An 18,315-nucleotide genomic window follows, 5' to 3' on the forward strand; every position below is an offset into this window, starting at 1 on the left:
GCTGGTAATCTGGCCGACTGTGTCTTACGCGCCCCTCTCGCGCGGGACACACGCGCACGACAGACAGCAAAAACCAACGAACCTGCGAAGGCTCTTTACGTGGCGAACATCAAGTCCCAGATCAAGCGGAACAAGACGAACGAGAAGGCGCGTCAGCGCAACAAGGCCGTCAAGTCCGAGCTGAAGACCGCCATCCGCCGGACCCGCGAGGCCGTGGCCGCCGGTGACGCCGAGAAGGCCACCGCCGCCGCCCGCGCCGCCGCGCGCAAGCTCGACAAGGCCGTCAGCAAGGGCGTGCTCCACAAGAACAACGCCGCCAACAAGAAGTCGGCGCTCGCGCAGCAGATCGCCGGCCTCAAGGGCTGACCCTTCCGGGCCACCCGCACGGGTGACCCACCGGGGCGACACCTCGCCCCCACCCCGCCGTGGGGAACGTCCGAGCCCTCTACCTCGGACCACGGACAGCCTTCGTAGTACGCCACGCTACGTTCAATGCCCCCGGGCCCACTCCGGGGGCATTGCTGTGTCCGGACCCCGTGCATCCGGACCCCGGTGCATCCGGCCCCCTCTCGCCTCCGGCTCCTCCCTGCCTTGCCTCCGGATCCTCCCTGCGCAGCGCGGGGTTTTTGGCGTTTCTTCGGGTATGTTCACGTCATGTCGATACCGGGGGAGACACCCAATCCGTACGGGCCGCCGCAGCCACCTCAGCCGCCGCTCCCGCCACAGCAGCACGCTCAGTCCCAGCCGCCGTCTCAGCAGAGCGCGCCGCCGCCCGGCTCCTACGGACAGCCGCCGCAACCGCCACAGCCTCCGCCGCACGCCGCCCCGTCGCCGCACGCCCCGGCGTATGCGCAGCCGACCATGCCGGGGGTGCCTACGGTCCCCGGGCCCGCGGGGCCCGGAGGGCCCGGAGGGCAGATGGGCGGCGGGTACGGGCCGTACGCCGCGCCCGCCCCGCCCCCGCCCGGCGGCGGGGCCGGAGGCGGAAAGGGCTGGCTGTGGGCGCTCGGCGGGGCCGTCGTCGCCTCGGCGGTCTGGGCGGGCGTGGTCTTCGCGACCGGAGGGTTCGGCGGCGCGCCGGAGGCCGACCTCGCGGGCTACACCTACACGCGCAATCTGTGCGCCTCGACCGACCTCAAGGCCATCGAGGACGCCGGATACGAGCAGAAGGACGCCAGCGGATCGTCGTCGAATCCGCGGCACAGCGCCTCCCGGGACCCGGCCCTGGACTCGATGACCTGCCAGATCGACTTCGAGCCGACCGGCGCGTCCAGCAGCGACTACTCCTCGGAGTGGCTCTCCACGACGGCCGGTCTGCACCGGAAGACCAACCCGGAGCCGGAGTTCGAGGCCCAGTACCGGCAGTACGAGGACCAGCGGACCTCCAGCTACACCTACAAGGTGAACGAGGTGGACGGCCTCGGCGACGAGGCGTACGTCGTCACCCAGCAGAGCACCAGCAGCAGCGACACCGGGGCGTATGTGATCCTCGGCGTGCGGGAGGGCTGGATGACCTACCAGTCGACGTGGTCGGAGTACGTATCCAGCTCATCGAGCGACGACCCCATGACGGCGGACGAGGCCACCGAGATGCTCGAAAAGAGCGCCCGGGCGACCCTGGCGAAGATGAGGGAGTAGGGCCGGATCTGAGCTGGCAGGGCAGGTCTAGGAACGGCCCGCGCGGGCGGCACGGGCGATGGTGACGACGGCCTTCTCCAGGGCGTATTCCGGATCGTCGCCACCGCCCTTGACGCCCGCGTCGGCCTCGGCGACCGCGCGCAGCGCGATCGACACCCCGTCCGCCGACCAGCCGCGCATCTGCTGCCGGACCCGGTCGATCTTCCAGGGCGGCATGCCCAGCTCACGGGCCAGATCACCGGGGCGGGCACCGCGCGGGGCGGAGGCCAGCTTGCCGATGGCGCGGACCCCCTGGGCCAGGGCGCTGGTGATCAGCACCGGAGCCACGCCCGTGGCCATCGCCCAGCGCAGCGCCTCCAGCGCCTCGGCCGCCCGCCCCTCGACGGCACGGTCGGCGACGGTGAAGCTGGACGCCTCGGCCCGGCCCGTGTAGTAGCGGCCGACGACGGCCTCGTCGATCGTGCCCTCGACATCCGCGGCGAGCTGGGACACCGCGCTGGCCAGCTCGCGCAGATCGCTTCCGATGGCGTCCACCAGCGCCTGACAGGCCTCCGGTGTCGCGGACCGGCCGCTGGTGCGGAACTCCGACCGGACGAACGCCAGCCGGTCGGCGGGCTTGGTCATCTTCGGGCACGCCACCTCGCGCGCCCCGGCCTTGCGTGCGGCGTCGAGCAGCCCCTTGCCCTTGGCTCCCCCGGCGTGCAGCAGTACCAGGGTGATCTCCTCGGCGGGGGCGCCGAGATAGCCCTTCACGTCCTTGATCGTGTCGGCCGAAAGATCCTGTGCGCTGCGCACCACCACGACCTTGCGCTCCGCGAAGAGCGACGGGCTGGTCAGCTCGGCGAGGGTGCCGGGCTGGAGCGCGTCGGGCGTGAGGTCGCGCACATCGGTGTCGGGGTCGGCGGCACGGGCCGCCGCCACGACCTGCTGCACGGCGCGGTCGAGCAGCAGGTCCTCCTGGCCCACGGCGAGCGTCACCGGGGCGAGGGGGTCGTCGGTCGTCGTCTTCCTGGCCATCGCGGTCCAGCATCCCACGGACCGCTGACAGCCCGGTCTTCGCTATGGCCGACAATGTTCCGGTGATCGATGGAGGACTGAACGGCGTACGGCATGTGCTGGTGCTCCCCGACCGCGACGCGGCGGAGGAGGTGGCCGAGGCGCTGCCCGAGCGCTTCGGCGTCGCGGAGGAGCCCCAGCTGGTGCGCGATGCCCTGGCAGGTGAGGACGACGCCGAGGACGCCCAGTGGCTGGTGGTCGTCGAGGACCCGGCCACCCGGCTGGACCCGGCCGCGCTGGACGCCCTCGCCGAGGAGTACGAGGGCTGGCTGGAGACCGACTGACCGCCCGGACACGTCCTGGCCCGCCCCCTCCGTCCACTACCGGTCAGCCGTCCCCCTCCTCGGCCAACCGGGGCAGCGACTCCAGCGCCTTGCCGGTGCGGATCTCGACAACCTTGCCCAGCCCGCCCGCTCCACTTTTCCCGCGCCACCTCCGCGCACCGGGGGTGGGCCTCCGGGGAGACCAGCCGCCCGCCTCGGGCAGCGCTCTGGCCAGCCAGATCGTGCTGTACCCGCCCAGGGTGCGGCTCGGACGGCGAATTGGGGGTCGCCACCGCCCCATGGCCTTCGGCCGCCGCGCCGCCCCCGGTGCCCCCGTCGCCCCCTGCTCCCGGCGACCACCGCCCGCAGCCGCGGGCCGGTCACCGCGATCGGCCCGTCCCGATCGGTCCGCAGCACGGCGGCGCCCCGGGCCCTCAGGGCCGCCACGGTGCGGGGCGACGGATGTCCGTACGGGTTGTCCGCGCCGCAGGAGATCAGGGCGATCCGCGGGTGCAGCCGGTGGATCAGCCGCGGGTCCTGGTAGGCCGAGCCATGGTGGGCGACCTTGAGCACATCAACCGGGGGCAGGGCCGGATGCGCCATCAGCAGCGCCTGCTGGGCGGGCGGTTCCAGGTCACCGAGGAGCAGCAGGGTGAGGCCCGCCGTACGGACCAGAAGGGTCACACTCGCGTCGTTCGGCCCCTCCTGCACCGGGGCATCGGCCGGGGTGTCGTGGGCGGGCCACAGGACCTCCCAGGACAGCGGACCCGACCGGCGCCGCTCCCCCGGCCCGGCTGTCACCACCGGCACCCGCGCCGCCGCGGCCCCGCGCCACACGGCCGCGGCCTGGCCGGGCGGCTCCGCCAGGCCGGTCGTCTCGATCGCCCCCACCGAGCGGCCGCGCAGCACACCGGACAGCCCGGCCACATGGTCGGCGTGATCATGTTCTCCACGATCCGTATGTCTCATGAGACAACGGCTGTCCGGCGCACTCAGGCGTGATGTGGAGCTCGTCGGAACAAGGCCGTCGTCGGGTCGATGCAGCGGTGAGACATCAGAGATCCTCAGGAGAGCGTGATGCAGATCACACGCTAAGGGTTTGTTTGGTGCTACCGCGGATGGGTGTGTACTCCGAGATTTGTTCTCGCAGATCAGCGATGTCGATGCCCAGGCGTTCGGCTGTCTCGGGAAGCCGGATGCCGGGTACTACGGCGGCGAGTCGGATTGCGTCCTCGTGCAGTGCGCACTGCAGCGGGGTGGCGTCCCGTAGGTGTGCTCGTGCCTGTGATGCAGCGTCGCTAATGAGTGCGTGGATCTGCTCTCGCTCAGGTGCGGGTGCGGGAGGAGCCGTCGAGGCCGGGAGGCTGGGTACCGGTTCGTCGGTCAGTTCGGGTGTGTAGGTGGGCAGCAGAGGTGGTTCGGCGCATTCGCGGTACCAGGCCCATGCGTGGTGGGCGGGAATGTGGATCTTTCCGCGGGGCGTCGTGCGGGTGGTGGTGACCGGCTGGTCCGCGCTGGCGGCGGGGGGCTGCGCGGGGTGTTCGGGGAGCCCGCGCAGGGTGGCGAAGTCGGTGGGGCGGCTGGTCAGGCGTGCGGTGACGGCGTGGGTGAGGGCGGCGATGTGGCGGCACGGTGGGGTTCCGCAGTCGCAGCTGAAGGTGATCTCTTCGGGCGCGGGCTGGGCGGGAACACCGCCGGTGTGGCCTGGGTTTGTCAGGCAGTCGGGGAGCTTGCCAGTGCGTACTGCTTGGAGGTGGCCGCAGGTGGGTGAGGCTGCTTGCCAGGCGGTGATCTGGTCGTCGGTGAAGACCGGCAAGGTGATCGTCGGGTGTGCTGGTGTTGCACGGTGACGGTCGGTGGCCGTGGCTCTGGCGCGGCCGGGGGCGACGGTGAGGTGGGTGAGGCCGCCTGCGGTCAGGTCGTTGTGGCCGGCGAGCCAGAGGGCCTCGTCACCGATGGCGGCGCGCAGGAGGGTCTCCCAGGTGCGGGCCCATGTGTTGAGGGTCATCGCTGTGCTCCCAGGGCGATCAGGTCGACGATCTGGTCGTCGGTGAGTTCAGTGAGAGCGGAGTAGCCGTCGGCGAGGACGGCGTCGGCAAGGGCCCGTTTGTGCTTGAGGAGCTCGTCGACGCGGTCCTCGAGGGTGTTCTCCGTGATGAGCGGGTGCACCGTGACGGTGCGCTGCTGGCCCAGGCGATGGGCGCGGTCGATGGCCTGGCTCTCCTTGGCCGGGTTCCAGGGGCGGTCGAAGAGCACGACGTGGTTGGCCTGGGTGAGGGTGAGGCCGGTGCCGCCGGCTTTGACAGTCATGACCATGAGCTGGCCAGAGCGGGCCTGGAAGGTGTCGATGATGCGCTGGCGCTCGCGGACGGAGGGGATGTCGCCGCTGTAATAGAGAGGGTCGTGGCCGTGGCTGCGCAGGTGCCGCAGGAGGAGCTTGGCCATGGACCGGTACCGGGTGAAGATCAGCGTGGATTCCTCGGGCGCGGTCAAGGTGGGGAGCAGGTCCTCGAGTGCGCCGATCTTGCCGGACCGGGCTGCCGCCTGCTCGGGGTCGTACTCGTCCTCCAAGGGGTCTTTGTGGTACTGGGCGGGCGAGTTGCAGATCTGCTGCAGCTTGTTGAACAGCTCCAGCAGCAGGCCCTTGCGGTGAACTCCGTGGGCTTCGCGGATCTCCTGGAACGTGTCGTCGGCGGTCTGCTGGTAGAGGTTGATCTGTTCCTGGGTGAGGCTGACGACGCGCGGCCGGATGTCCTTGGGCGGCAGCTCGGTGAGGATGCCCGGGTCGCTCTTGCGCCGGCGCAGCATGAACGCGCTCATGAGGCCGGACAGCCGTGCGGTGCGCTCACTGTCGGCGATGTTGTCCTCGATGGGGCGGGCGAACTGGTCGCGGAAGACGCGCTCGGTGCCGAACAGCCCGGGGTTGAGCCAGTCCATGAGGGCCCACGCCTCGGTGAGGTTGTTCTCGACCGGGGTGCCGGTCAGGGCGACCCGGACGTTGGTCTTGATGCGGCGCAGGGCGCGGGCGGTGGCGGTGCGGTGGTTCTTGACCATCTGGGCTTCGTCGGCGACGACGAGGTCGAAGGACATGAGGGCCAGCAGGTCGATGTCGCGGCGGAGCGTTTCGTAGCTGGTGATGATGATTGTGCGGTCGGTGGCGTCTTCGAGGGTGCGGTCGGCTCCCAGGTAGCGCAAGGTCGGCACGGTCGGGGCGAACCGGTGGGCTTCGCGTTCCCAGGTGATGACGACAGAGGCCGGGCAGATGATCAGGGTGGGTCCGGTGGCGGCGGTGGTGGTTTCCCGGCGGTGCAGGTGCAGTGCGAGAGCGGTCAGCGTTTTACCCAGGCCCATGTCGTCGGCAAGCATCGCGCCGAAGCCGGCGTCGGTGGTGTTCGCCAACCAGGCCAGGCCGAGTTGTTGGTAGTCGCGCAGGGTTGCCTGCAACGTTTCCGGCTCGGGGACGGGTGTAGTGTGCGAGCCGGTGCGCAGAAAGTCCACGAGACCGGCAAGAAAGGCAGTCGGCTCGCACGGCACAGCCTGACCGTCGACGTCGATGGACCCGGTCAGGGACGCGCGCAGGGCCTGGCCCGAGGGGATCGGGCCGATGTTTCGGTTGGCGGCACGGCGTGCGGTGTCTTCGTCGACCATCACCCACTGGTCACGCACCTTGGCCAGTGGCCGTGCCGCCTTGCCGATGTCGTCCATCTCCTGATCGGAGAGGTCGGCGTCGCCCAGTGACACCTGCCACCGGCCGTCCAGCACGTCGTCGAGGGAGAACCGCGGCCTCGGCACGGCCGAGGACGGATCGGCTGTTGCCCCGACCACGACGCGAGTGCGCAGCAGGCTGGTCCACTGCTGCTCCCAGTACACGCTCAGGCCGGCCCGCTCCAGTTGGTCCCGTGTGGCGCCCAGCAGTAGGACGGCCTCGCCGGCGAGCAGCGTGAACCGGTCAGGTACCGGGCACTCCAGTAGCCGTCCGGCCGGCTCCCATACCTCGGCGATGCGCCGCAGCCGCCGGCGGATGTGCCCCACCAGGGCCTCGTCTCCGGCGACCTTGGCGGCCGGGTGGGACAGCTGCTGGCGGTTGTCCACAGTGGGCTGGGCGATCAGCAGCTCAGCCCACAGCAGTTCCGTGTCGTCGGGGCTGGAGCTCTTCGGGGCGTGTACGGACAGCTTCAAATCCACCGGCGGCACCTCGGCGCGATCGTCCTCGGCGCGGTCGGCCCACTGGTGCAGAGCGGAACTGCGCTGCTGGCGCGGAATGGGGGCGGCGAAGGGCGTGCTGCCCAGGACAGCCGAGGCGCCGGGACCACGCAGCATCCCTTCGGCGACCGCGTCGAGCCCGGCGCGGACCGCGACGCGCGGAGCCCACAACTGGTAGGGCCGGGTGTCGGTGGCCGCCCCGCAGTGCGCGGAAGGCACCATGGCTTGACGCAACTGCCGCGCGTGGTTGCGTTCGCGCTCGTTGAGCGGGCCCAGGCTCCACACATCGACGCCATGGCTGTCCAGCGTCGGATACACCCGGCCGTCGGCCACCACAGCCAGCCCCAGCCTGATCGCCTGACGCCACAGCCGCGCGGACGGAGCGAGATGGTCACCGTCGACTGTCCGGGCCATGGCGTTGGCCAGCAGCCGTACGGGTACCTGCCAGCATTCGACCGGCCGGGGGCCGACCGCGAGGCCCTGGCCGGGCAGGACGAGATCGGCAGTGCAGCATCTGATCGGCTTGTGGCAGGAGGCGTCCAGCGGGGCCCCGTTGACGCAGTAGAGCAGGAAACGGCCCGCGCCGTCCTGCAGGTCGAGCGTGATCTCCAGGCCCTGCTGCAGCAGTTCGACCAGCGTGTCCTCGGCGGCTGCCGCCTCATCGCGGCGAGCGAGGGGACCGGCCGGACTCCGGTGTGCACCGATACCCGCACCAGCGGCCGCCGCGGCCGCCAGCTCCCGGGCAGCGGGAACACTGCCCTCACGGCTGGGGCCCTCCACAGGGGTGGCCAGCAATTCGATCATCGCCTCAGCGGCCTGGCGTTGCGCATCGCGCTTGTTGGGCCCGTGACCGACAGTCTCCAGCCACTCCGCGTGAACCTTGCAGGTGACCCGTGCGGCGAACCCGGCGGGGTCCTTGGCGGGATCCTCGATGCTCAACTTGCTGATCTTGCCCGTCTGCTTGAGCTCGTTCAGCAACATCAACGGGTTCTTCCCGCCGAGTTCGGGCACCGGAATGCGGCCCAGGCGCAGACCGCGGCCCGCCTTCACCGCGCGCTGAACACTCTCCAGCAGATGACGCGCGGCCGCCAGCCGTGTGCTAGCGCGGCCGAGCCCCCGCCCGGTGACGCTAAGCAGCTCACCACGGTGCACGCACGCGGCCACGCACACGAACAACGGCTCCAGCCCCGTGATGCCGGGCGCACTCGTGAAGACGAGGTCACCGATCTCACCGGACTCCGCCAGGACCTTCAGCTGTGCCTGCGGATCCCTCTCCGGCCCAGGCCCGTTGCCCGCCTTCGGGCGCGGCCCCGCAGCCTGAACCGGCAGCGGCGCCTGTACCGGAAGGCCAGCCAGCTGAGCCAACAGCCGAAGTGCGGCAGTCCCACGCGCCAGCCGCTTGTTGTTACGCCAAGGACCGAGCTCACTGACCTCCTCCCCGTCGACAACGCACATCGCGCGCATCCTGAACAGCGGCGGATCGCTCTTGCGGACCTCTTCCGCATAGGACGGCGTCGGCCCATAGCGCAGTGACTGGTGCAGGGTCAGCACCGCCACGGCGACGGCGGGATCGTGCGCCGCCGCCAGAGCCGCCTCGCGAGCGGGCTGCCATGCTGCTGCCCTGGCGGTGAACAGGACGGCGTGCAGGTCGCGCGGGATCAGCTCTCCTGCGTTGATCCGCAGTACGATCTCGGCCACCTCCGCGGGCGCGATCTGGGGGCGGTCCAGCGCCTCCTTCAGACGAGTCGGGAAGGACACGTCCCGGGCCTGAGTCGATGGCGAGGAGGATGAGAAGCGGCCGGCCGGCACCCACCCGGACAGGGTGCCGTCCTGCTCGACCGGCTCGGCTCCGCAGAGGTGTCCGAGCAGGCTCACGGCCGCGCTCTGATGGGCGGCCTTGCGGCTGGGGCGCGTCACCACAGCACCGTGGGCGTTCGCACCGGGCTGCCGCCACCCGGCTTGAGCGCTGAACAGCTGCGGGTTCGAACCGGACACCTCGCGCATCACGAACGCCGACGGAATTCCGATGTCCTGGCAGTGGGCGTGGAGCACGGATGCGGCCAGTTCGGGGCGCGCCGAGACGATCGCCCACGCACCGGAGACGGCCGCCTGGGCGGACGGGAGCGACGATGCCCGCATCAGCAGCAGGCGCAGATCCTTGATGCCGAGGCGTCCGGAACCGCCACGTGCCGCGGCCTCGGCGGCGAGTCCGGCAGGCACATGGCGGTTCTCCCACGCTGCCTCCAGCAGCCGGGAGAACACATGCGGATCCACCGACTCGAGATCAACACGGGAACCAGACGCGGGATGCAGCACACGAACGGCGGGACTCGACGGACTGGGGGGTACGGAGGCCATCTCAACCCTCACGGAGAAACACGAAGAAATGGGACGAACGACAGCAAAGCACCTTCAACGTGGCGGCTTCTCCAGCAGGCAAGATCCGCCGCAGCATGGAGCAGGATGCCGTTGACCAGCACGTTCTCGCGCACGGCGGCCAGCAGAGAGAACCAGAACACACCTGCGGCGACCGTCTCTTTCGAGGGACGGAACGTCGGGACCGTGCGGTTCACCTGTCAGGAGGATGGCGCACAGCGCCACTTCACGCAGGCCCCCGCTCCGGCAGCCGTCCATACGGCAGGAACGCTGCTGAACCGCTCACAGGCGAAGCCACTCGATCGTGTCGGTCAGTTCCTGACACTCCGGCGAGCCCTGGAGGGCGTTGACGCGCTTCTTGTGGAACGCGACCGCCAGGCCGTTCTTGTTCGTGCAGCTCTCACCGGAGGCTGCATTGCAGTAGCCGCATGCCGTAGTCAACGGTAGCTCTTCGAGTTCGTCCTTGAGGTCCGCGAGACTCAGCCACCGGTGGGTGTCGCATGCGAAGACTCCCTCGGGGGTCGTACACGTGGCACCGTCGCCCACCGGTCGGCCGCACAGTTCGCTCTCGCGCGGATCGTGATGTGCACACCGTTCGCTTCCCGCACGCCGCTTGAACGGGCAGCGCAGCCCGCCGGAGTACTTCACCCACCTGGAGTCTTCAAGTTCCTCGTCCAACGTCACGGTGCACCGCTGCGGGAAGGGATCCGATACGCCATCGGCCAGCGGCCACTGGTGCTCGACGCAACGCTGGTTCGGCTCATTCACGAAGACTGCGCACGGACCCCATGCCGGGTAGTTGGAATGGCGTCCCGTGCGCGGCGACGCCCAGAAGCACACGGGCCGCAGAAGGGCCTCGAACTTCTCTCGCAGTTGACGGGCCTCAGGGCTGGGCAGACGCTGCAGAAGCCGGAAGGCTGCCTCGACCTCCTGAGCGGAGATCTCGACTCGCCGCGGGGCGCCGTTGCGCCTGCGTGCGATCACGCGTGCCGGCTTGGGCGCAGTGGGAGTGGTCCTCGACATGGACGTGATTTGTACCGCAGCGTGGCGATGTCGACACGGATGCACACGCCGACACCGCCCACGCTGCAAAAAATCAGCGCCTGAACGCTGCATACGCAGCTTAGCCGCAATCGGGCTGAAAGCGGTGAAAGCAGGTGTGTCGGTCAACGGATTGTCTGGTGTCGGCATGACGCCTACTCACCGCCTGAAGACACCCGTCTAGTTGTACTGACCGGGCACGTTGATTGAGAACAGGGGACCTGATCGGCAATCACGATGCGGGGGTTGAGTGTCTGTTAGCCAGGTCCCTGGCGAGCTGACTGATGCGTGCGCGGGCCGTCTCAGGGTTGAGCACCTCGATGTGGTCGCCGAACTGAAGAAGCTGACGCACCGACTCGATGTCGGGGTAGCGCACGACGACGACGCACGAGCCTTTTCCCGCGTCGGAGACATGGTGGATGCGGGTGCCGAGGATGCGCCGCGCCAGGTCGAGACCCTTTTCCGGCAGGCGGATGGTCACGCTCACGCGATCTTGCCCCTCGGTGCGTTTCTTCAACACGGCCCATCTGGTGCGGAGGCTTTCGCCTGGTTGGAGCACAGCTGGTGCGTCTAACTGTTCGAAGGCCGATAGTCGTTCCAGAGCGAGCAGCCGGCTGTCACCCTGGTCATCGGCGACGAGATACCAGCGACCTGATTTCGCCACGATCCCGTACGGGTCGACCACCCGTGTCGAGGCCTGGCTCTCGGCGCTGCGCCGGTACAGGATTCGAAGGCGTCGCCGGTGTCGCAGGGTCGAGGCCAGAGCCGATACTTCGACCGCTGCCTCGGGGGCAGCAAACCACGCGGTGCTGTCGACAAGCACCAGGTCAGCCAGCCGCAGCGGGCTCGGCGACTCAGGTGTAGCAGCCTGGCGGGCGGCGATCTTGCGCTCGGCCGACTCCCACACCGCAGTTAGACCCATTCGCTCACGTAGTGCGCTGTCCAAGCCGGCTACGGATAGGGCCTCCAGTTCTGGTGGTTCCAGATGGGATGCGTTGAGCCGTGCACTGGGGAGCAGGACGATCCCGCCGTTCCGCCCACGTTCGGCATAGACGGGCACGCCCGCTGTCGATAGCGCCTCGACGTCCCGCAGCACAGTCCGCCGGGACACCTCAAGACGCGCGGCGAGCTCCGTGGTAGTGAGCCGCTGACGGGTCTGCAGGAGCAGCAGGAGATGCAGGAGCCTTGAAGCCTTCATGCTTACCCATGTTCTCAGAAAAGGTGACAGGTCCCGTCGCGATTGGGTGATCCGCTGGGTGCTGGACCGAGTAATCAACGAGTTGAGGAGCACTCCATGCCCGCACCGAACCTGTTCCTGATCGGCGTCCGCGACGCCGAGGCCGCCACCGCCTTCTACAGCGACCTGTTCGAGATCGAACCGACCTTCACCAGTCCCCACTACGTAGCCTTCGAAGCTGCCCCCGGTGTCCTGTTCGCACTGTGGACGGGCTACAGCGAGCACGCGGTCCCGAGCCTCCCTCGTACGACAGAGATCGGACTCATGGTGCCGGGGCCATCGGAGGCGATTGACGAGATCTTCAAGAGGTGGGCCTCGAAGGGGGTCCACGTTGTGCAGGAGCCGCATGATGCTGTCTTCGGCCGCACGTTCGTGATTACGGACCCTGACGGCAACCTCATCCGAGTCTCCCCGGTCGACTGACCTGCACTATCCCTCCCCGCATATCTCCAAGCTGAAGGGCCGGCCACACACCATGGCCGGCCTTTCAGCCTGTCTAGGAGCTCAGAAATGTCGCATTCGAACGCGGCCCTCACCCCGCGCCACCGGCTGAAAGTCGCTCGACTCGTCGCTGACGACGGCTGGCCAGTCAGCGAAGTCGCGGCCCGCTTCCAGGTGTCCTGGCCGACCGTGAAGCGCTGGGTCGATCGCTACCTCGCAGGCGAGTCCATGCAGGACCGATCCTCACGACCGCGGAGCTCTCCGGCCAAGACACCCAAGACCGTGACGAAGAGGTGCGTCAGCCTGCGACTACGTCTGCGGGAAGGGCCGGTCCAGCTCGCTGCGAGACTCAATATCGCCCCGTCGACAGTGCATCAAATCCTGCGATCGGCCCGCCTGAACCGACTCGCCTACGTCGACAGTGAGACCAGTGAGCCCGTCCGCCGGTATGAGCACGACCAACCGGGATCACTGGTGCACGTGGACGTGAAGAAACTCGGGAACATCCCCGACGGTGGCGGCTGGCGCCACGTCGGCCGCCACCAAGGCGAGAAGCACCGCGCCGCGACGCAGAGCAAGTCACGCAACGCCTACGGCGGCCCGAAGGTCGGATACGCATTCGTGCACACTGTCATCGACGACCACTCCCGCGTCGCCTACACCGAGGTCCACGACGACGAAACAGCCGTCACCGCCGTCGGCTTCCTGCACCGGGCTGTCGACTGGTTCGCTGACCGTGGCGTCACCATTGAGAGGGTCCTGTCGGACAACGGCGGCGCGTACCGCTCGTACCTGTGGCGCGACAACTGCGAAGCGCTTTCGATCACCTCGAAGTTCACGCGCCCTTACCGCCCGCAGACGAACGGGAAGGTCGAGCGCTTCCACCGCACCATGGCCGATGGCTGGGCCTACGCCCGCTGCTACACCAGCGAGCAAGAACGACGCGACGCACTGGCCGGTTGGCTCCACCAGTACAACCACCACCGGCCCCACACCGCGTGCGACAACCAGCCGCCATTCTCACGATTGATCAACGTGCCCGGTCAGTACATCTAGTCGTCGTTCGGCAGGTACCACCCGTGCTCGCGATGCCTGGGCTCTGGTGGGTTCGGGTTCTCGCGGGCACAGGCCTCGTTTGCACGGCGCGTCATCTCTTCGTCGTAGTGGTGCAGTTCGTCGTAGAGTTTCGACGCCTCGTCGACATCCCCGCTAGATACGTAACGCTGTCGCAGCGCCTCGCGCTCGTCTTCGAGTTCCGCGTCAGACAGCGGGCGGAGGCTACCGAGGCCACGCGCGATGGAGTCGAAGATGCCCATGCGTTGATGTTGGCACACTGGGGCTACCGCCGCGCCGTTGTCCGCCAATACCGCCTCGAAGGTGCGCGAAAACGCCCGGCTCGCGGCCGCCGAGATCACCGCGCCGGAAGGCCCCATCCAAAACTCTTGACTATGGCTCGACGGCCGCAGCCAGCAGGGACTTGCCGAAGTGTTCGAGGACCAGGACACGACAGCAGGTCGGCGGTCAGGGCGCCTGACTGTCGGAGGCCGGTTGCCGTAACTCGCCGGGGGTGATGCCGGTGACCTTTTGGGCGACGAGCCGGCCGCCGTCGGCCGCGCGGGCGGTGCTGGCGAGCGGGCAGCCTGGGAGCGCAGCTCAGCGGCCCGCAGCTGTCCCAGCTCGGCCTGGGCGGCGGCGATGGCTCCTAGACGATTGCGCAGGGCGTCGTTGGGGGCGGGCACCGAAGTGTCTGGCGACTTCGTTCAACAGCCGCCGCTCGGTGTCGAGGTGAGTGGGGGTGACGTGGCCGGTGAGGGCATCGACGCGGCGGAGGTTGGGACCGATCGATAATTCAGGCAGCAGGTGGAAGCCGGCCTGGGCTCCGTCGGCAACGTGGGGAGTCGCCACGGCATAGCCGAACCACCTGTGCGTGCGGCGAATTTCCCTAACTGGAGGAGGCGTTGAGCCTATCCTTTAACGTCCGCCCTTGCGGCGTTAAAGGATAGGAATGGCACCACAACAGCCCTCACCCTTACACCGGAGCAAGCAGGTGAGGACCACGAGCTGGCAACATCGCGACTTGGACATTGTGGAGGACTTCATCCAGATCTCGCCGATCCTCACTAGTGGCGTAGATGACCTGACACCCGTTGGCTGCAGCCGCATCCAGTCGCCTAACGAAGGCGGCAAGACTTCTGCGATCGGTCTCCTGTTGGCGGGGTTCGTCGAGCATCAGCAGTTTTGCGTGTCGATTTCCTGACGAGAACGTAGCCGCCTCGAAAAGAGACAGGTAATACGCCCACTTCGTTCGAATCATGTCCGAGGCGCTAATTCCCATCGTCAGGTCGAACGTGAGCTCCACCCCATCATTCACTGGAATGAGAGCTGATTCGTCAATCGACAAGTCGGAAGGAGGGACACTGCGCAGCCCATAGTCCCGAACCTGCGCCTGGAAGCTCGAATTCATTCTTGAAACGATCTGCTGATCCGTCCGGCTAAGTGTTCCATCTCGCAGATCCGCCAGCCTGTCACGGACGTCTTGCCATCGACCGGCCAGTTCGTCAAAGTACTCGTTAGCTTCGTCGGCCAGATCGAGCAGGCGTTGCGCTCTCTCGATTGAGGAGGTGAGGAGAATTTGCTGCTGGACTTGCGCTCGGCTCGGGACTGCTGAAGGACCAGCTAGTTCATCTCGTAGTGCTCTAGCTTGCCGCATAGCCCCGTGCAGTGCGGCTTGAAGAGAACTTCGGTTTCGTTCGAGCCCTGCCCGTCGTCGTTCAGAGCTTTGGGTCGCCGCTCGAACCGTTTCCCTCTCCGCTTCGATCTCCGCGATGGTTTGGTCGAGGTCAGCCGCGATTCCTGTTGCGGTTTCCCGCCCATCAAGTAGTTGACCGCAGGTCGGGCAAACATCATTCGACACCGACGTGATACCCAGTGTGCTACCCAGACCGCGGAGTTTGCGAAGATCCGCAAGGCGGTTCCGTTCCGCATCGAGACTAGCCAAGCGGGTGGCGAGAGCGTCAGAATCGGTTCGCGAGAGGTTCAGTTGTTCGTCGATGAGCCGAACCCTCCCGCCGACTTCACGAATGGAGGCTTCTGCAGCGGACAGCTCTTCTCGGGCTTGATTCGTGTGTTGTCCAGCCGACTCGACGCCGACACGTTCCAACTCACGCAGGCGCTGACGCCAGACGTCAATCTGTCGCTCCAGTGGAACCCACGACTCTCCCTCCATCACTTCGACAACGCAGCGTTGGCGACGCGCAGGAGTAACTGGACTGTCTTGGTGCAGGAAGATCCGGCAGTTCAGGCTCTTTGCCGCGTCACCGAGACGGTCACTCGCCGACTGCCATCGCTTCTTGACATCATCCTCCTCACTTTTCACCGCGGCCAGCGCAGTGAGTCGCTCCAAGGCAGACAACCCAAGGACGTATTCGACGGAGCGTTTCAATACATCACGGATTCCCAGGTACGTGGGCATCCGGGGGGCCACTCCGGACCACCCGGATTTCTGCTCTACATAGAACAACGGGAAAAGAGCTTCGAGATAGAGCGAAACTTCAGACGAGTTGAATCCCGGGACGGTAGGGAGATCCCATCCCAAGAATTCGGCCAGCACTCTATGGAAGCCAAGTTCCCGGAAGGCGGCCCCGGGCTGCCGAACGAACATATCGACGCGGGTTGCCCTGTCGAGATCGGACTGACTGTTTCCTCGCCACGTCATGATCAGCGATGTGTCAATACCATCACCGCGCACGAAACGCTTGCATCGCATGTAAGCGCCCTGCTCATTTGCGATGGTCAGCGATACCCACGATTCGCGTACCGACGAACGCGTTCCATCCGGCCAATCTGCGACCGTCAAGAGCGCCGGACCGAACGGGGGCTTCCTGCTCGAGGAAAACATCCCCTCAAGCCCTAGAGCATAAATTACGCCCTGCAACAGTGTGGACTTGCCGAAGCTATTCGGGGCCGCGATCACGTTCAAACCCGGCGAGAGGTTCGTCTCGTAGCGCAACATGCCGCGCTCGGTCCTTGAAGAAATTTCTACGCTGACGAGTCTAATTTTCACACTCAAGCCCCCGATTCCCCGCGACTAGCCGCCTTGACGACCCCCAACCTATCCCACATTCCCGAGGTTGTAATCGGCCTTAGTTGAGCCAGAAATCTCTTTTCTTCTTCTAGTAGTTCCTCATCGGAGTTAAGTAGCGACAGGTACCTCTTCCCGAGCGATGTTAGCCCGTATCGCACTTTCCCCTTTTGCTCGACAAGCCCATCAGAGTGGGCGATTTTGAGGGCATCTTCAAGGGGAGGGAAGAACTTTCGGAGAGGAGTCTTCTGCGGATCGCTACTTCGCCATGTTGATAGAAACAGCTCACTGCTGGCTCGATCGCTGATTGCCCACAGAAGGCAGTTCAACTGCTCTACAGTGGCCGAGTTGCCCCTGCAACTCCCGAGGATGAGCACGATAGCGGTTACCCGCCACCCTGCCCGACTCGTCGTGGGGACCGGAAGAGGGACACGATGCAACTCAACGGGCGTGAGAGGGTTGCGATGCGGAAATTGCCTAAGCGTGACTAGATCCGTCGACTGTTCTTCCTGGTTAATGGACTCTAGAGGGATGCTGTCAGGAAGCGTCGACCACATCAAGCGGCCCTCCTGAAGCGCAGCGGGCAGCGAATGAGCCAGCTAGAGACTGCATGCCAAGCGATCTCTTCACAGAGGACATTGGACAGACCGGGTGCGTCTTTCTTAAGACTCTCTGTCAATCTGCGCACCAGAGTTTCAATTACCTCGGTGCCAGGGCTTTCCATGGCGGAAACAGTCATTGTCAAGGTGTTCAGAACAGACTTAAGCCTTCGCTCTACCGCCGCGTAAAGCGGCGGGTACTCCACCTTGAGTCGCTCCATCTGGGCTTGCCCCCGAAAGTAGACCCGAAGCATCCCGTCACGGTAGTCGGTAAGCCAATCGGAGTCAGAGGCGAGAGAAGGCACCACCGAAAGCTTGGTAGCGACCCGGTCTGCTATCTCATTTCCCTCGCCAAAACTCCACAGCGCCTCATCCGGATCAGGGACATCGAGATGAAGTTCCGTCTCCACTTGCCCGACGAGGCGAGCACGCTCGGAAGCGAATTCTTCATCAGTAATGACCAAAACCTTGAATTCGTCAGCCAACCACTTGGGGCGCGGCACGATGGCTGACACGTCCTTCTTCTTTTTCTGCGCATGCTCGACGAGCGATCGGCTGTCGAACTCAGGGGTCATAAGGACCCAAGTGTGCAAACGCACATCACCGAGGAGGCGACAGGTGCCCTCAACATCGTCACAAAGACGCTTAAGATCTTTTGTGATCTTGCGCTTCTGGGAGGTCGTCTGAGACTCCAGAGTGAAGGCGTCTTCCGGGACATAGCACTGGTAGCCGACTCCGTCGTAACGAAATGCTTCCAGGCCGCCGTCACCGCCATCACGGGCGGGAATGAACTGAATGTTCGAGTCGTAGCGCATCGACAGGAGGCGTCGGCAGTAGGCCTCCCATTCGCCCCCGCTCCACTGCTCTCTGATCACTTGGGCACTCTAACGGCGCATCGGTGGACGAATCCACGGGTTGACCACAGTCGATGCCGACTCGTGAGCTCTGAGTCATCACATTAATCGAACACAAGAGCCATTCGAGAGGCTGTGTTAACTCTGCCCTGTGCGGATGACCTGCCAGTGGCTCGCCTCAACGTCGCGGCCATGTCCGGTACGTTTACTCGCAGGTCACCCGTGTTCGTGGCGATGCTCGACCGGAGAACTCCAGGAGCACGGCCAGCCGCTGGGCCAGGCCGTCGAGGGTGGAGACGTAGCCGTCGACGGTCGTGTACAGCACGTCGTGCACGTCCGATCCAGTTCGTCGCGCACGCAGTCAGCCGCACGTCGTCGACCGGGCGCTGCTGGAACGTGGCAGGCACGGCGCAGGCGCCGGGCCAACGTGGCCGTTCACGCGGACGGTTGCGACCAACTCGCCGCTGTCGTCAGGGTCAGGAGATGCCGAGTCAGGGTGCGGTGCTGGCGTGTCCATGGAGGGACG

15 protein-coding genes and 2 pseudogenes are annotated in these 18,315 nt (G+C 66.5%); 5 read left to right on the forward strand and 12 right to left on the reverse strand.

What is annotated here, in order from left to right; genetic code table 11:
* The first annotated feature begins 99 nt into the window (after positions 1–99).
* Complete coding sequence (rpsT, locus tag HYQ63_RS14685; protein ID WP_123106792.1) at positions 100–366, forward strand: 30S ribosomal protein S20; 267 nt, start codon at positions 100–102, stop codon at positions 364–366.
* Positions 367–918: 552 nt separating this feature from the next.
* Positions 919–1,638 carry a hypothetical protein gene (locus HYQ63_RS14690; RefSeq protein ID WP_179934238.1) on the forward strand — a complete coding sequence of 240 codons (720 nt, stop codon included), beginning with the start codon at positions 919–921 and terminating at the stop codon, positions 1,636–1,638.
* Between the two features lie 27 nt (positions 1,639–1,665).
* On the opposite strand, the gene holA is transcribed toward HYQ63_RS14690, so the two are convergent.
* Positions 1,666–2,655: a DNA polymerase III subunit delta gene (gene holA / locus HYQ63_RS14695; protein ID WP_123106790.1), complete on the reverse strand. Its 990-nt coding sequence runs from the start codon at positions 2,653–2,655 to the stop codon at positions 1,666–1,668.
* Positions 2,656–2,732: 77 nt separating this feature from the next.
* Here holA and HYQ63_RS14700 point away from each other — a divergent pair, with 77 nt between their 5' ends.
* Entirely contained in the window at positions 2,733–2,978 is a 246-nt protein-coding gene (locus HYQ63_RS14700; RefSeq protein WP_009717969.1) for a hypothetical protein, read from the forward strand.
* A 55-nt stretch (positions 2,979–3,033) separates the two neighbouring features.
* Here HYQ63_RS14700 and HYQ63_RS46015 read toward each other — a convergent pair.
* The 7 genes and pseudogenes from HYQ63_RS46015 to HYQ63_RS14730 all read right to left on the reverse strand — a co-directional run.
* Positions 3,034–3,219: pseudogene (locus HYQ63_RS46015) on the reverse strand (O-methyltransferase); the annotation flags it as partial.
* Positions 3,220–3,311: 92 nt separating this feature from the next.
* Positions 3,312–3,902: pseudogene (locus tag HYQ63_RS14705) on the reverse strand (ComEC/Rec2 family competence protein); the annotation flags it as partial.
* 139 nt (positions 3,903–4,041) lie between these two features.
* A complete protein-coding gene (locus tag HYQ63_RS14710) occupies positions 4,042–4,965 on the reverse strand; it encodes a hypothetical protein (protein ID WP_179934239.1) in 924 nt (307 codons plus the stop codon).
* Positions 4,962–9,164 (reverse strand): SNF2-related protein, encoded by a 4,203-nt coding sequence (locus tag HYQ63_RS14715; protein ID WP_257232604.1) that lies wholly within the window; start codon positions 9,162–9,164, stop codon positions 4,962–4,964. Before HYQ63_RS14715 ends, HYQ63_RS14710 begins: the two co-directional genes overlap by 4 nt.
* A 362-nt stretch (positions 9,165–9,526) precedes the next feature.
* Positions 9,527–9,733 carry a hypothetical protein gene (locus HYQ63_RS14720; protein ID WP_179934240.1) on the reverse strand — a complete coding sequence of 69 codons (207 nt, stop codon included), beginning with the start codon at positions 9,731–9,733 and terminating at the stop codon, positions 9,527–9,529.
* Positions 9,734–9,818: 85 nt separating this feature from the next.
* Complete coding sequence (locus HYQ63_RS14725; RefSeq protein ID WP_179934241.1) at positions 9,819–10,520, reverse strand: hypothetical protein; 702 nt, start codon at positions 10,518–10,520, stop codon at positions 9,819–9,821.
* A 289-nt stretch (positions 10,521–10,809) separates the two neighbouring features.
* Complete coding sequence (locus HYQ63_RS14730; protein WP_179934242.1) at positions 10,810–11,775, reverse strand: YafY family protein; 966 nt, start codon at positions 11,773–11,775, stop codon at positions 10,810–10,812.
* 96 nt (positions 11,776–11,871) lie between these two features.
* Here HYQ63_RS14730 and HYQ63_RS14735 point away from each other — a divergent pair, with 96 nt between their 5' ends.
* Positions 11,872–12,237, forward strand: a complete 366-nt coding sequence (locus HYQ63_RS14735) for a VOC family protein (RefSeq protein WP_179934243.1) — start codon at positions 11,872–11,874, stop codon at positions 12,235–12,237.
* Between the two features lie 87 nt (positions 12,238–12,324).
* Positions 12,325–13,311: an IS481 family transposase gene (locus tag HYQ63_RS14740; RefSeq protein WP_179934244.1), complete on the forward strand. Its 987-nt coding sequence runs from the start codon at positions 12,325–12,327 to the stop codon at positions 13,309–13,311.
* Here the strand turns inward: HYQ63_RS14740 and HYQ63_RS14745 are convergent.
* From HYQ63_RS14745 to HYQ63_RS44655, 4 genes are all read right to left on the reverse strand, one after another.
* Positions 13,308–13,688 (reverse strand): hypothetical protein, encoded by a 381-nt coding sequence (locus HYQ63_RS14745; RefSeq protein WP_257231854.1) that lies wholly within the window; start codon positions 13,686–13,688, stop codon positions 13,308–13,310. The genes HYQ63_RS14740 and HYQ63_RS14745 overlap by 4 nt on opposite strands.
* Positions 13,689–14,284: 596 nt before the next feature.
* Positions 14,285–16,267, reverse strand: a complete 1,983-nt coding sequence (locus HYQ63_RS14750; RefSeq protein ID WP_179934245.1) for an ATP-binding protein — start codon at positions 16,265–16,267, stop codon at positions 14,285–14,287.
* A 625-nt stretch (positions 16,268–16,892) separates the two neighbouring features.
* Positions 16,893–17,810, reverse strand: coding sequence for a hypothetical protein (locus tag HYQ63_RS14755; RefSeq protein WP_179934246.1), 918 nt, complete (start codon positions 17,808–17,810; stop codon positions 16,893–16,895).
* A 184-nt stretch (positions 17,811–17,994) separates the two neighbouring features.
* Positions 17,995–18,123, reverse strand: coding sequence for a hypothetical protein (locus tag HYQ63_RS44655; protein ID WP_257231855.1), 129 nt, complete (start codon positions 18,121–18,123; stop codon positions 17,995–17,997).
* Positions 18,124–18,315 lie beyond the last annotated feature (192 nt).

Source organism: Streptomyces sp. Rer75 (assembly GCF_013414305.1).
Classification (GTDB): domain Bacteria; phylum Actinomycetota; class Actinomycetes; order Streptomycetales; family Streptomycetaceae; genus Streptomyces; species Streptomyces himastatinicus.